The 14,000-nt window shown below is 71.2% G+C and carries 15 protein-coding genes; 13 read left to right on the top strand and 2 right to left on the bottom strand.

The features are described from left to right. Window positions 1–22: 22 nt before the first annotated feature. Entirely contained in the window at window positions 23–682 is a 660-nt protein-coding gene (locus tag UO65_RS12325) for a copper chaperone PCu(A)C (RefSeq protein ID WP_052021087.1), read from the bottom strand. Between the two features lie 287 nt (window positions 683–969). Here UO65_RS12325 and UO65_RS12320 point away from each other — a divergent pair, with 287 nt between their 5' ends. The 13 genes from UO65_RS12320 (at window position 970) to UO65_RS12260 (ending at window position 13,143) form a co-directional block, all read left to right on the top strand. Beyond that, entirely contained in the window at window positions 970–1,461 is a 492-nt protein-coding gene (locus UO65_RS12320; protein ID WP_035281903.1) for a CarD family transcriptional regulator, read from the top strand. A gap of 92 nt (window positions 1,462–1,553) precedes the next feature. Further along, on the top strand, window positions 1,554–2,243 hold the full coding sequence (gene ispD / locus UO65_RS12315) for a 2-C-methyl-D-erythritol 4-phosphate cytidylyltransferase (RefSeq protein ID WP_035281901.1): 690 nt from the start codon (window positions 1,554–1,556) through the stop codon (window positions 2,241–2,243). Next, window positions 2,240–2,707 carry a 2-C-methyl-D-erythritol 2,4-cyclodiphosphate synthase gene (gene ispF / locus UO65_RS12310; RefSeq protein WP_035281900.1) on the top strand — a complete coding sequence of 156 codons (468 nt, stop codon included), beginning with the start codon at window positions 2,240–2,242 and terminating at the stop codon, window positions 2,705–2,707. Before ispD ends, ispF begins: the two co-directional genes overlap by 4 nt. Before the next feature lie 41 nt (window positions 2,708–2,748). After that, complete coding sequence (locus UO65_RS12305; protein ID WP_035281898.1) at window positions 2,749–3,141, top strand: PPOX class F420-dependent oxidoreductase; 393 nt, start codon at window positions 2,749–2,751, stop codon at window positions 3,139–3,141. Window positions 3,142–3,159: 18 nt separating this feature from the next. Next, window positions 3,160–3,852, top strand: coding sequence for an HAD family hydrolase (locus tag UO65_RS12300; protein WP_035281966.1), 693 nt, complete (start codon window positions 3,160–3,162; stop codon window positions 3,850–3,852). A gap of 85 nt (window positions 3,853–3,937) precedes the next feature. Beyond that, entirely contained in the window at window positions 3,938–5,332 is a 1,395-nt protein-coding gene (gene cysS, locus UO65_RS12295) for a cysteine--tRNA ligase (protein ID WP_084175499.1), read from the top strand. A gap of 1 nt (window position 5,333) precedes the next feature. Continuing rightward, on the top strand, window positions 5,334–6,281 hold the full coding sequence (rlmB, locus tag UO65_RS12290) for a 23S rRNA (guanosine(2251)-2'-O)-methyltransferase RlmB (protein ID WP_035281896.1): 948 nt from the start codon (window positions 5,334–5,336) through the stop codon (window positions 6,279–6,281). 124 nt (window positions 6,282–6,405) lie between these two features. Continuing rightward, window positions 6,406–7,839, top strand: coding sequence for an MBOAT family O-acyltransferase (locus UO65_RS12285; protein ID WP_035281895.1), 1,434 nt, complete (start codon window positions 6,406–6,408; stop codon window positions 7,837–7,839). A gap of 151 nt (window positions 7,840–7,990) precedes the next feature. Then, window positions 7,991–8,635: a hypothetical protein gene (locus UO65_RS33250; protein ID WP_052021086.1), complete on the top strand. Its 645-nt coding sequence runs from the start codon at window positions 7,991–7,993 to the stop codon at window positions 8,633–8,635. A 133-nt stretch (window positions 8,636–8,768) separates the two neighbouring features. Further along, window positions 8,769–9,998 (top strand): DUF445 domain-containing protein, encoded by a 1,230-nt coding sequence (locus tag UO65_RS12275; protein ID WP_035281893.1) that lies wholly within the window; start codon window positions 8,769–8,771, stop codon window positions 9,996–9,998. Window positions 9,999–10,074: 76 nt separating this feature from the next. After that, window positions 10,075–10,584 (top strand): IS607 family transposase, encoded by a 510-nt coding sequence (locus UO65_RS12270; protein WP_052021085.1) that lies wholly within the window; start codon window positions 10,075–10,077, stop codon window positions 10,582–10,584. Further along, entirely contained in the window at window positions 10,581–11,885 is a 1,305-nt protein-coding gene (tnpB, locus tag UO65_RS12265; protein WP_052021084.1) for an IS607 family element RNA-guided endonuclease TnpB, read from the top strand. The genes UO65_RS12270 and tnpB overlap by 4 nt, the downstream gene beginning before the upstream one ends. 43 nt (window positions 11,886–11,928) lie before the next feature. Then, window positions 11,929–13,143 (top strand): DUF445 domain-containing protein, encoded by a 1,215-nt coding sequence (locus UO65_RS12260; RefSeq protein ID WP_035281956.1) that lies wholly within the window; start codon window positions 11,929–11,931, stop codon window positions 13,141–13,143. 17 nt (window positions 13,144–13,160) lie between these two features. Here UO65_RS12260 and UO65_RS12255 read toward each other — a convergent pair whose 3' ends face one another. Next, on the bottom strand, window positions 13,161–14,000 hold the full coding sequence (locus tag UO65_RS12255) for a metal ABC transporter permease (protein WP_035281891.1): 840 nt from the start codon (window positions 13,998–14,000) through the stop codon (window positions 13,161–13,163).

Raw genomic sequence — 14,000 nt, 5'->3', positions numbered from 1 at the left:
CCGCCCGTCCACGACCGGTGGGTCAGTGCTCCTCGGCGTGCTGCTCCTCGCGCGGCTCGCTGCTGGCCCCGATCGGCAGTTCGACGGTCACCGGGCCCGCGTTGGCGAAGACGAAGGTGACCGGCACGGTCTTGCCGGGGAACAGCCTGGTGTTGATGTCCTCGAGCACGATCTCCAGCTCGCCCAGCTTCTCGTTGGGGGCCTTGGCCGAGGTGGTCGGCGCGACCGAGCCGGGCGCCGAGGACGGGGCGCCGGAGGGGGTCGGGGTGGGGGCGGCCGAGGAGTGCCCGCCGACCTCGGCGTTCTCCCCCGGGGTGCCGACCTCGATGGCGAAGCCGCCGGGCAGGTCCTTGCTCCCGGTGACGGTGGCCGAGGCGGCGACCGGGCTGGTGACCTCGGTCAGCGCGTCGTCCGCGGAGCCGGTGTTGACGATGGTGAGCACCAGCGGCGCCTCGGACCCCTCGGGGTAGGAGCCGCCCTCCGGGTAGGCGAGCACCGCGTTGCGCAGGGCGATGGCGCCCTGGGTGTGCTCCGCGCCGTTGACCGCGGGGAGCTGCGAGTCGGTCTGGGTGATCTGACCCGCCGAGCACCCGGTCACCCCGAGGACCGCGGCCAGGCCGAGGCCGGCCAGGGCCGGGGCCAGGCGCCGCCCACCGGTCAGGTTCTGCTGTCCACGACTCACGAAGGGCTCCTGCGTCCGCTGCCGACATTGCCGGGCGAAGCCTAGCCCGCGCAATGGATCGGAGCCGCGTGTGGTCCGCCATAGTGGCCCGCCGGGGCCGCCGCCACAACGTCCACAGTGGATCAAGCAGCCCCGATCGGGTGATGGCTGAGTACGCGACAGGGGCGTTTGTCAACCCCGAACATCTCCCCCATTTGGCCCTTGACCTGCGAAGACGGATCACAGGTCCATCACCGGCACCGCCCGACCCGTGTTAAGATGGAGTCAGCGAAAGGGGCAGAGGACACATGGTTTTCAAGGTCGGAGAGACCGTCGTCTACCCGCACCACGGTGCCGCACTCATCGAAGCGATCGAAACCCGGGTGATCAAGGGCGAGGAGAAGAAGTACCTCGTCCTCAAGGTCGCCCAGGGTGACCTCACGGTTCGCGTCCCCGCAGACAACGCCGAGATCGTGGGCGTGCGGGATGTCGTGGGTCAAGAGGGCCTCAACCGCGTCTTCGACGTCCTGCGCGCGCCGCACACCGAGGAGCCGACCAACTGGTCGCGTCGGTACAAGGCCAACCTGGAGAAGCTCGCCTCCGGCGATGTGAACAAGGTGGCCGAAGTGGTGCGAGACCTCTGGCGGCGGGAGAAGGACCGGGGCCTGTCCGCTGGTGAGAAGCGGATGCTGGCCAAGGCGCGCCAGATACTGGTCAGCGAGTTGGCGCTGGCCGAGGGGACCGACGAGGACAAGGCGGAAGTCCTGCTGGACGAGGTCCTGTCCACCGCGGCCGTCTGATCCTTGGCGAAAGACCTGGCAAGTCCCGATCGGGCCACCGTCGAATCCGGCCCGGTCGTGACGCTGCTGACACCCCGCGGGACGACGTCCCGGTGAGCACGGTCGTCCTGGTGCCCGCCGCGGGCCGAGGTGAACGCCTCGGCCACGGCATGCCGAAGGCGCTCGTCCCGGTGCGCGGTGTCGCACTGCTCGTCCATGCCGTGCGCGGCCTGCTCAACGCGGGCCGCGTGCGGCATGTCGTCGTCGCGGCCCCGCCCGCCGAGGTGGGCGCCACCGAGGCGCTGCTGCGCGAGCACGGCCTGCGCGCGGAGGTCGTGCCCGGTGGCGCCGACCGCACCGAGTCCGTCCGGCTGGCGCTGCGGCACGCGCTGGCCGTGCACCCGGACGTGCGGGTCGTGCTGGTGCACGACGCCGCCCGCGCGTTCACCCCGCCCGCCGTCGTCGACGCCGTCGTCGCGGCCGTGGAGGCGGGTGCCCCCGCGGTGATCCCGGTGCTGCCGATGGCCGATACGGTCAAGCGCGTGGACATCGACGAGGTCGTCCAGGACACCCCCGACCGGGCCGCGCTGCGGGTGGTGCAGACCCCGCAGGGCTTCGCCGTCGACACGCTGAGCAGGGCCTACGCCCTCGCGGGCGACTCGGCGACCGACGACGCGGGCCTGGTCGAGAAGCTCGGCGTGCCGGTGTTGGCGATCCCCGGCCACCCCTATGCGATGAAGATCACCACCCCGTTCGACCTCGCCATCGCCGAGGCCGTCCTCGCCGGGGAGGGGCCGCGGTGAGGGTCGGCATCGGCACCGATGTTCACCCGATCGAGCCCGGCCGCGCGTGCTGGATCGCGGGGCTGCTCTGGGAGGGCGTCGACGGCTGCGCGGGCCACTCCGACGGCGACGTCGCCGCGCACGCCCTGTGCGACGCGCTGCTGTCGGCGGCGGGCCTGGGCGACCTTGGCGCCGTCTTCGGCACCGGTGACCCGCGCTGGGCGGGCGCGCACGGCGCGGTCCTGCTGGCCGAGGTGCGCAGGCTCGTCGAGGCCGAGGGGTACCGCGTGGGCAACGCCGCGGTGCAGGTCATCGGCAACGCGCCCAAGATCGGCAAGCGCCGCGCGGAGGCGCAGGAGTCGCTGTCCGCGGCGGTCGGCGGCCCCGTGTCGGTCTCCGGCACCACCACCGACGGCCTGGGCCTGACCGGCCGCGGCGAGGGCATCGCCGCGGTGGCGACCGCGCTGCTCGTCCCGGCGGGCTGAACGCCGCGCGGACCGGCCCGCGCGGCCGTAGGTTCGAGCCCATGGCAGCGCTGAGCGAGACCGCACGCAAGATCTTCGACGACCACAACTACGTCGTCCTGGCCACGATCAACCCCGACGGCAGCCCGCAGACCTCGGTGCTGTGGGCCAAGCGCGACGGCGACGACATCCTGCTCTCGACGGTGCGCGGCAGGAAGAAGGCCCGCAACCTCGAACGCGACCCGAGGGTCAGCCTGACCGCCTACGACCGGGAGAACCCGTACAGCTACGTGGAGATCCGCGGGTCGGTGTCGCTCACCGACGAGGGCGGCCGGGAGCTGATCGAGGAGCTGTCGCGGGCCTACCGGGGCGAGTCCTACCCCGAGGAGCCGGAGGGCACCGTGCGCGTTGTGGTACGCCTCACACCGGACCGGATTACAGGCAACTCGGCCTGACCCTCTAGCGTGGGCGCCGTGGGCATCCGCGGCGTCCTGCTGGACTTCTCGGGCACCCTGTTCCGTCTGGAGCCGGGTGCCCGGCCCGACGACGACTTCTCCAGCCTCGACGGCAGCCCGCTGACCCCCGAACGGGTGGTCGAGCTGTTCGCGCTGATGACCATCCCGACCGGCGTGCCCGAGCACCTGCCCGCCGACCTGCACGACACCTGGCACCGCCGCGACCTCGACCCGCGGGCGCACCGCGCGGGCTACGAGGCCTCCCTGGGCGCCCCGGCGCTGGCCCTGGCCCCCGACGTGCCGAGCAGGCTCTACGACAGGATGCTCGACCCCGAGTCCTGGCGGCCGTACCCGGACACCGGCGCCGTGCTGCGGCTGCTGCGCGAGCGGGGCCTGCGGGTGGCCGTGCTGAGCAACATCGCCTGGGACCTGCGCCCGACCTTCGCCGCGCACGGCCTGCTCGACCTGGTCGACGAGTTCGTCCTCTCCTTCGCCGAGGGCGTGGTCAAGCCGGACCCGAAGATCTTCCGCCTGGCCTGCGAGCGCCTGGGGGTCGACCCGGCGGACGCGCTGATGGTCGGCGACAGCGCCGAGGCCGACGGCGCGGCCACCCGGATCGGCTGTCGATTCGAGCGGGTGGAGCCGCAGGCGACCGCGAACCGCCCCGACGCGCTGCTGCGCGCGGTGGGCGCCCACGGCATCGCGGGGTAAGTCAAGCCAAACCGGGCACGACCGCGCGTGGCGTTGCCCGTACCATTCTTCCCAAGAAATCTCGTGCTCCCACCAGGAGATAACCGTGTCCCTGCACATCTTCGACAGCGCCAGCCGTTCGCTGCGCGAGTTCGCGCCGCGCGAGCACGGGATCGTCTCCATCTACGTCTGCGGCGCCACCGTGCAGGGCATCCCGCACATCGGGCACGTGCGCAGCAGCCTGAACTTCGACGTGCTGCGCCGCTGGCTGGCCCACCGGGGCAACGACGTGCGGCTGGTCCGCAACGTGACCGACATCGACGACAAGATCCTGACCAAGGCCGCCGAGGCGGGCAGGCCGTGGTGGGAGTGGGCGGCGACGCACGAGCGCGCCTTCGACGACGCCTACGACGTGCTGGGCTGCCTGCCCCCGTCGATCTCTCCGCGCGCCACCGGCCACATCACCCAGATGGTCGAGCTGATGGAGCGGCTGATCGCCGCGGGCCACGCGTACGCCGCCGACGGCGACGTGTACTTCTCGGTCGGCTCGTACCCGGCCTACGGCGAGCTGTCCCGGCAGAAGCCGGACGAGGTGCAGCAGGGCGAGGGCCCGGCCCTGGCGGGCAAGCGCGACCCGCGCGACTTCACCCTGTGGAAGTCCGCCAAGCCCGGTGAGCCGTCCTGGCCCACCCCGTGGGGCGCGGGCCGCCCCGGCTGGCACCTGGAGTGCTCGGCGATGGCGCGCACCTACCTCGGCGCCGAGTTCGACATCCACGGCGGCGGCCAGGACCTGGTGTTCCCGCACCACGAGAACGAGCAGGCTCAGTCGCGGGCGGCCGGTGACGGGTTCGCCCGGTACTGGATGCACAACGCCTGGGTGACCATCAGCGGCGAGAAGATGGCCAAGTCGCTGGGCAACACGGTGTCGATCCCGGAGATGCTCAAGCGGGTGCGGGCCCAGGAGCTGCGCTACTACCTGGTGGGCCCGCACTACCGCTCGAACATCGAGTACTCGGAGGCGGCGCTGGAGGAGTCGGTGCGCGCCTACCAACGGGTGGAGTCGTTCCTGCGCAAGGTCGTGCAGCGCACCGGCGTGGTGCCCGAGGGCGACCCGGGTCCGGAGTTCGCCGCCGCCATGGACGACGACCTGGCCACCCCGGCCGCGCTGGCCGCGGTGCACAGCGCGGTCCGCACCGGCAACACCGCCCTCGACGGCGGTGACGACGCGGCGGCGCGGGCGGCGGCGGCGTCGGTGCGCGGGATGACCGGGGTGCTGGGCCTGGACCCGTTGTCGGCCAAGTGGTCCGATACCTCCACAGTGGACAACGGGCTTCGCGAGGCGGTCGGCGCCCTGGCCGACGGTCTCCTCGCCGAGCGGCAGCAGGCCAGGGCGAACCGCGACTTCGCGGCCGCCGACGCGATCAGGGACCGCCTGCAGTGCGCGGGCATCACCGTCGAGGACACCCTCGACGGTCCATTGTGGACATTGAAGGACAGCTGACGTGGCAGGGAACTCCAGGCGCCAGGGCGCGATGCGCAATCCGGGCACCAAGAAGGGCGCGGTCGTCGGCTCCGGCGGCCAGCGGCGCAAGGGGCTGGAGGGCAAGGGCCCGACCCCGAAGGCCGAGGAGCGCCCCGGCCACAAGAACTACCGCAAGCCCACCACCAAGCGCGTCGCGGGCACCAAGGAGAAGCCGACCAGCGAGCTGATCGCGGGCCGCAACCCCGTGGTGGAGTGCCTGCGCGCCCAGATCCCGGCCACCGCCCTCTACGTCGCCATCGGCGTCGAAGCGGACGACCGGGTGGCCGAGTCCATCCGGCTGGCGGCCGACCGGGGCATCTCGGTCCTGGAGGTCTCCCGCCCGGAGCTGGACCGGCTGACCGCGGGCGCCATGCACCAGGGCCTGAGCCTGCAGGTGCCGCCGTTCGAGTACGCCCACCCCGACGACCTGCTGGAAGCCGCCGCGGCCACCGCGGAGCCGCCGCTGCTGGTCGCCCTGGACGGCGTCACCGACCCCCGCAACCTGGGCGCGGTCATCCGCTCGGCGGCGGCGTTCGGCGCCAACGGCGTGCTGCTGCCGCAGCGCCGCAGCGCGGGCATCACCGCCGTGGCCTGGCGCACCAGCGCGGGCACGGCCGCGAAGATCCCGGTCGCGGTGGCGACCAACCTGACCAGGGAACTGCGGACCCTGGCCGCCAAGGGCCTGATGATCGTCGGCCTCGATGCCGACGGGACGATGGAACTGGACGACCTGCACCTGGCCACCGGCCCCCTGGTGGTCGTGGTCGGCTCCGAGGGCCGGGGCCTGTCGCGGCTGGTCCGCGAGGCCTGCGACGCCACCATCAGCATCCCCATGTCGGCCGGGGTGGAATCGCTCAACGCCTCGGTCGCCGCGGGCGTCGTGCTGGCGGAGGTGGCCAGGCGCCGGCGAGTGGCGGGCCGCACCTGACCGCGCCCCGGTGACCGCGGGTGAGCGGCCCCCCACGGGCCGCTCCCGCGGCGGAGCGAGCGGGGTGACCAGGCGGCGGACCCGTTAGGGTCTGGGAGCCGTTGGCGCGCCGAGGGGGCAGAGGATGTCGTTCGCCAGTCCGTTGTTCCTCTGGTACTTCACCCCGGTCGTCCTCCTGGCGGTCCTGCTCTGCCCCCGCTCCTGGCGCAACGCGATCATCGCCGTCGCCAGCCTGCTGTTCTACTCGGCGGGGGCGGGGTCCACCACGCTCCTGCTGCTCACCTGCATGGTGGTCAACTACCTGGTGGGCCCCTGGCTGGAGCCCGACGAGTGGGACACCGACCGGGCGCGCAGGCGCAACGTCCTCGTCGGCGTCATCGCCTTCGACGTGCTGGTGCTCGTGGTCTGGAAGTACGCGGGCTTCGCCACCGAGCAGCTCGCGGGCTTCGCGGAGATCTTCGGCGGCGACTTCCCCGTGGTCCACCTGGCACTGCCGATCGGCATCTCCTTCTACACGTTCCACCACATCTCCTACGTGGTCGACGTGTACCGCGGCGAGCGCCCGGCCAGCCGCGACCCGGTGTCGTTCATCGCCTACATCGCCATGTTCCCGCAGCTCGTGGCGGGACCGATCGTGCGCTACCGGGAGATCGCCGACCAGCTCCCGCAGCAGCGCACGCACCGCCTCGACGACATCTCCTCCGGCTTCCCGCGCTTCGCCCTCGGCCTGTGCAAGAAGGTGATCATCGCCGACTCGCTGAGCCCGCTGGTCGAGCAGTGCTTCGCCACCCCACCGGACCGGATGACCTTCGCCGTGGCCTGGCTGGGGGCCATCGCGTACACGCTGCAGCTCTACTTCGACTTCTCCGGCTACTCGGACATGGCGATCGGGCTGGGCCGGATGCTGGGCTTCCGGCTGCCGGAGAACTTCGCCCGACCGTACTCGTCGGTCACCATCACCGAGTTCTGGCGCCGCTGGCACATGTCGCTGTCGCGCTGGTTCCGCGACTACGTCTACATCCCGCTCGGCGGCAACCGCGGCGGCGCCGCCCGCACCTACCGCAACCTGGGCATCGTGTTCGTGCTGACCGGCTTCTGGCACGGCGCGAACTGGACGTTCCTGGTCTGGGGCGTCTTCCACGGCGCGCTGCTGGTGGTCGAGCGCGGGTTCGGGCTGGAGCGGGCGCCGGCCGGGCGGTGGCCGAGGCTGGGCAGGCGGGTGCTGACGATGCTGCTGGTCGTCGTCGGCTGGGTGTTCTTCCGGGCCGCCGGCCTGGGGCAGGCACTGGTGGTGGTCGGGCACATGCTGCTGCCGGACTTCACCGGCCTGACCGACCAGGTGGACGTGGCGCTGGGCAACCAGGTGCTGGTGACGCTGCTGCTGGCGCTGGTGATCTTCGCGCTGCCCGCGGGGCCGGTCACCGGGCCGCTGCTGGAGTCCTCGCGCGGCCGGGTGGCGCAGGTGCTGCGGGTGGCGGTGATGGTGCCGGGGCTGCTGTGGGCGGCGGTTCTTGTCGCATCCGGCACGTTCAGCCCGTTCTTGTACTACCAGTTTTAGCACGCTCAGTGTGATCTGGATCACTGTTCATAAACTGCCCGGTACCGGTGGTTATGTTCCTTTGAGCAGTCAATTCCGGTGAATCGGCACCCTGACCAGGGGGTCGGTGACGGCGCGGACAGAGGCGTCCGCGCGAAGGGAGAGATCCACCGTGCGCATGCTTCCCACCTCGCGCGCCACCGCTGGGCTGATCGCCGCCGGGCTGATCAGCCTGGTCGGCGCGGTACCCGCCCTCGCCGCCCCGTCGGTCACCGCCCGGGCCGACCTCAACGGTGACGGCACCGCCGAGACCATCACCCTCACCACCCAGACCGACGGCACCGAGCAGTTGCTCAGCGCCACCGTCGGCGGCCAGACCCGCACGCTGGTCCTGCCGCTGTCCTCGGCCGACGGCGCCCAGCCGATCCGCGTCGTCGACATCAACAAGGACCGCAAGGCCGAACTCCTGGTCACCGAGAGCACCGGCGACGGCACCACGACCTTCAACATCGTCGACCTCGGCACCGGCGGCTTCCGCGTCGCCACCACCCCGGACGGGCAGGCCCTGCGCTTCTTCGAGGGCGGCGGCCCGGGCGCCCGCTCCGGCTACACCTGCAAGGAGTTCTTCGGCACCCGCGAGTTCACCATCCTGTTCGCGGTGGCCAGCAGCTCGGCCCCGAACCCGGACTTCATCGGCACCCTCGCCTCCTACCGCTTCGCCAACGGCGTGGCCACCCCCAGCTCGCAGATCCCGATCTTCGGCGTCAAGGGCGACAACCCGCAGCTCGTGGTGAACCCGAGCGCCTGCAACGCCTGACCCCCGACACCCCCGACCGGCCCGCCCCCGCCCGGGGGTGGGCCGGTCCTCTGTGTCCGCTCCCCCTGTGTCCACTTCCACCGCGCCGGTGCCGCGGCGTGCGAAACTGACCCGGCGGCGAGGGGGTGATCGGGTGGACTGGCGGGCCGTCGCCGACGACATGGGCGAGCACTGGCACGTGTACCTGACGATGCCGCTCATCGCGGCGGTCATCGGGTACGTCACCAAGCGCGCGGCGATCGAGATGATGTACAAGCCGCTGGAGTTCGTCGGGATCGGCAGGCTGGGGTGGCAGGGGGTGATCCCGGCCAACGCCGAGCGGATGGCCACGGTCGCCATGGACCTGATGACGACGAACCTGATCGACCCGAAAGAGGTCTTCTCCCGGCTCGACCCCAAGGCCGTGGTGGCCGAGCTGCGGGAACCCATCGAACGGGTGGTCGAGGAGATCACCACCGAGCTGGTCGGCGAGTACCAGCCGAACCTGTGGGAGCGGCTGCCGAACCGGGCCAGGGCGCTGCTGCTGGCCAGGGTCCGCGCCGAGGCGCCGCGGATGGTCGAGCGGGTGATGCGCGAGCTGGCGGCCGACATCGACCAGGTGCTCGACGTCAAGGACATGGCGGTGCGCAACCTGGTCCGCGACAAGGCCGTGCTGAACCGGCTGATCCGCGACACCGCCACCCCGGAGATGCGCTTCATCGCCCGGTCCGGCGTCTGGTTCGGCCTGGTGATCGGGCTGGTGCAGGTCGTGGTGTGGGCGCTGACCAAGAGCGCCTGGGTGATGCCGGTCTTCGGCGGCCTCACCGGCTGGCTGACCGACTGGCTCGCCCTGAAAATGATCTTCTTCCCCCGGCAGCCCAAGCGCTTCCTGGGCCTGGTCACCTGGCAGGGCATGTTCCAGCGGCGCAAGTCCGAGGTGGCCGAGGACTACGGCGACCTCATCGCCAAGGAGGTCCTGACCGTCCACAACGTGCTGGAGGCCGTGCTGACCGGCCCGAAGTCCGACCGGCTGTTCGAGCTGATCCACCGCGAGGTCCGCCGCTCCATCGACGCCCAGGCGGGCACGGTCAAACCCCTGGTCGTCGCCGCCGTCGGCTCCCGCCGCTACCAGGAGATGAAGCGCGCCGCGGCGCACAAGGCGGTGGCCCGCATCCCCGACACCGTCCGCCACGTCGAGGACTACGCCACCGGTGCCCTGAACATCCGCGACACCATCGTCGCCCAGATCCGGGCGCTGACGCCGATCCAGTACGAGGGCCTGCTGCGGCCCGCGTTCCGCCAGGACGAGTGGAAGCTCATCGCGGTCGGCGCCGTCATCGGGTTCCTGGTGGGTGAACTGCAAGTGCTGCTGGTGCTGCACTGACCTGGGAGCCACTGACAAAGGTCGGCAGCTATTTGTAAATGTGTAATAAAACGCCATTCTGTGTAATAATGGATGGGTGAAGCTGAGTGTCTGGGCCAAGGAGCAGGGCGTTTCGTACCGAACCGCCTTGAACTGGTTCCACGCCGGGACGCTGCCGGCGCCTGCCCGGCAGCTCCCGACCGGCACCATCCTGGTCGACCCACCGGCCAAGACCGTCGGCGCGGTGGTGGCGTACTGCCGGGTCAGCTCGCAGGAGCAGGAATCGGACCTGGAACGCCAGGCCGGACGAGTGCTCACGATGTGTTCACAGCGCGGGCTTCGCATCGACCGCACTGTCACCGAGATAGGCTCGGGCCTGAACGGGCAGCGGACAAAGCTGCGCAAGCTGCTTGGCGACCCGAAGGTGTCCACGATCGTCGTCGAGCACCGCGACCGGCTGGCCCACTTCGGGGTCGAGTACCTGGAAGCAGCCTTGGCCGCCCACGGTCGAACCGTGATCGTCCTCGACGAGACGGAACCTGCTGACGACCTTGCCCGCGACCTCACCGAGGTCGAGCCCGACGAAGCACCGGGTGATCCATCATGATCCGCGCCTACCTGTTCGCCTTGGACCCGATCGATCAGCAGGCCGACGCGATGCGTTCGCACTGCGGTGCGCAGCGGGTCGCCTACAACTGGTGCCTGGCCCGGGTACTCGCGAACTGGGCGCAGCGCTCGGCTGAGCAGACCTACGGCCTGACCGGCGAGCAGCTCACCCCATGGATCGACACCTCCGCCTACAGCCTGCGCAAGGCGTGGAACGCCGCCAAGGAGCAGGTGGCGCCTTGGTGGGCGGAGAACAGCAAGGAGGCATACGCCTCGGGGTGTGCGAACCTGTCGACTGCGCTGGGCAACCGCAAGGCCGGTCGGGCGAGGATGCCCCGTTTCAAGTCCAAGCGCCGGGCGCGGCTGACCTGCCGGTTCACCACCGGCGCGTTCGGCCTCGGCCCCGACTGTCGCCACATCCGGCTCCCGGTGATCGGCTTGGTCCGCACCCACGAGTCGACCCGCGAACTCACCCGCCACGTGGAGGCCGGGACCGCTCGGGTCCGCTCGGTGACGTTGAGCTTCCAGCGTGGACGGTGGCATGGCAGCTTCTCCGTCGAATTGCCCGATCCCGTGCCCACTGAGCGGACCCGAGGCCGGGTTGTCGGTGTCGACCTGGGCATCAAGTCCCTCGCGGTGCTGTCCACCGGTGAGACGGTGCCGAACCCGCGACACCTTGACCTGGCACAGAAGGCGCTGCGCCGAACCCAACGGGCGTGCGCCCGCCGCCGCGGACCGGACCGCCGCACCCGCGTCGAGCCGTCCAATCGGTGGCGCAAGTCCCGCGCCCGCGCCGACCGTATCCACACACGCGTCGCCAACCTGCGCCGCGACGCCATCCACCAACTCACGACCCGCTTGGTCCGCGAATTCGACGTGATCGCGATCGAGGACCTGGCCGTGGCGAACATGATCCGGAACCGGCGCCTGGCCCGGCGGATCGCCGACGCGAGCTGGGCGGAGATCCGCCGCCAGCTCACCTACAAGACCCAACGCACCGGCGCGGAGCTGATCGTCGCCGACCGCTGGTTTGCCTCCTCCAAGACGTGCTCCGGATGCGGCGCGGCGAAAGCCAAGCTGGCCCTGTCCGAGCGCACCCACGCCTGCGTGGAGTGCGGCATCGTCCTGGACCGGGACGTCAACGCCGCGATCAACCTGGCTGCTCTGGCAGCCGACCGCGCACAGTTGGTGCGTGAGCAGCCCGAAGGAACCGGTGTCAGACGTCCGCTCGCGGACGCAGTCGGACCGCCTCGGGAAGAGCCTCCGGCTCAACCTCACCGTCGCGAGATGGTGAGTCGATGATCGGGACAGAACGTCGCATTTCATCGAACGGGTCCGCTTGAACATCGACGCGTTCCTCGGCGGCTTCGCGGCCAACTGGCCGGTCTACGCGTCGATGCCGTTCATCGCGGCGGTCATCGGGTACGTGACCAAGCGGGTGGCCATCGAGATGATGTTCCGGCCGCTGCGCTTCATCGGCGTCGCCGAGCCCTACCTGGGCTGGCAGGGCGTGGTCCCGCGCAACTCGGCCAGGATGATCCGGGTCTCCGCCGACCTCATCACCGGCAAGCTGGTCGACCCCGCCGAGATCGTCGCCCGCCTCGACTCCGACGCCATCGCCCGCCAGATCCAGACCCCCCTGCTGCTCACGGTCGACCGGATCGCCCGCGAGGTGCTGGAGGAGCACCACCCCCAGCTCTGGGAGATGCTGCCGGTCCTCGCCCAGGACCTGGTGGTCAAACAGGTCCAGGCGGGCACCCCCGACCTGGTCCGCCGGGTCATGGACGAGGTCCGCCGCAACATCGGCGAGGTCCTCGACGTCCAGCAGGTCGCCGTCACCGCCCTGGAGCGCGACAAGGCACTCCTGGTCCGCCTGGTCCGCGACATCTCCCGCCCGGAGATGGCGTTCATCGCCCGCTGCGGCATCTGGTTCGGCTTCGCCCTGGGCGTCGTCCAGACCGTCGTCTGGGCCCTGACCCAACAGCCCTGGGTCCTCCCCGTCTTCGGCGCCGCCATCGGCTGGTTCACCGACTGGCTGGCCATCAAGCTGGTCTTCTTCCCCCGCTCCCCCGTCCTCGGCTTCCAGGGCGTCTTCCAGCGCAGGCGGGTGGAGGTCGCCCGCCAGTACGGCGACCTGATCGCCCGCGAGGTGATGACGGTCCCGAACCTGGTCGAGGGCGTGCTCAGCGGCCCCCGGTCGGAGAAGCTGCTGACCTCGATCCAGAAGCTGGTGGCCGACTCCGTCGAAGCGCAGGCGCGCCTGGCCCGGCCGTTCGTGTCGGTGGCGGTCGGCTCGCACCGGTTCGAGGAGATCAAGGTCGCCGCCGCCCAGAAGGCCATGACCCACCTGAGCGCCACCGCCCTCGCCGCCGAGCCCTACGCCCGCGAGGCCCTGGACATCGGCAACACCATCGCGGCCAAGATGAACCAGCTCAGCCGCGTGGAGTACGAGGGCCTGCTGCGCCCGGCGTTCCGCCAGGACGAGTGGAAGCTGATCGCCGTGGGCGCCGTCATCGGCGCCCTGGTCGGCGAACTCCAGGTCCTGCTGCTCCTGGGCTGAGCTGGTGGGCTGCCGGACTACGCCAGGGCGGTGCGGCGGGCTCGGCCGAAGAGCCAGCAGACCAGGTAGATCAGGAACGAGATCGCCGTGACGAAGGCGCTCACCGGGGCGCCGGGGGCCAGCGACAGCACGATCCCGCCCACCGCCGACACCTCCGCGAACACCACCGCCAGCACCGTCGCGCGCAGCGGGCTGGCCGTCACCCGGGCCGCCGCCGCGGCGGGGGTGACCATCAGCGCCAGCACCAGCAGCGACCCGACCGTGCGGACCCCCAGCGCCGTGGCGACGCCCACCAGCACGGCGAACACCACCGCCAGCAGCGTCGTCGGAACGCCCCGAGCGCGGGCCACGTCAGGATCGACACTGGCGAACAGCAGCGGCCGGTAGACCACGGCCAGCACGGCCAGCACCACCACCGCGGCCCCGGTCAACAACGCCATGCTGGCGAAGTCCTGGCCGACGATCTGCCCGGTGAGCAGGCCGAACTTGTTGGCCGCGCGCCCCTTGTAGAGCCACAGCATCAGCACGCCCAGGCCGAGTCCGAACGCCAGCACGACGCCGATGACCGAGTCGTACTCGGAGCTGCGGCGGGTCAGCAGGCCCAGGACCAGGGCGGCGACGATGGCGCCCGCGAGCGCGCCGTTGCCGACGTCCCAGCCCAGGAGCAGGGCCGCGGCGCCGCCGGTGAGGGCCAGTTCGGAGGTGCCGTGGACGGAGAAGGCCATGTTGCGGCTGACGATCAGCGGGCCGAGGACGCCCGCGAGCAGGCCGAGGACGGCGGCGACGAGCAGGGCGCTGAGCACGAAGTCGAGCGAGAGGAGCTGCCAGGTCAGCCGGAAGTCGAAGATGTTGTCCAC

It is taken from the genome of Actinokineospora spheciospongiae (assembly GCF_000564855.1).
GTDB lineage: Bacteria > Actinomycetota > Actinomycetes > Mycobacteriales > Pseudonocardiaceae > Actinokineospora > Actinokineospora spheciospongiae.
Note: the sequence above shows the minus strand (reverse complement) of the source record. Positions and strands in the feature narration are given on the sequence as shown.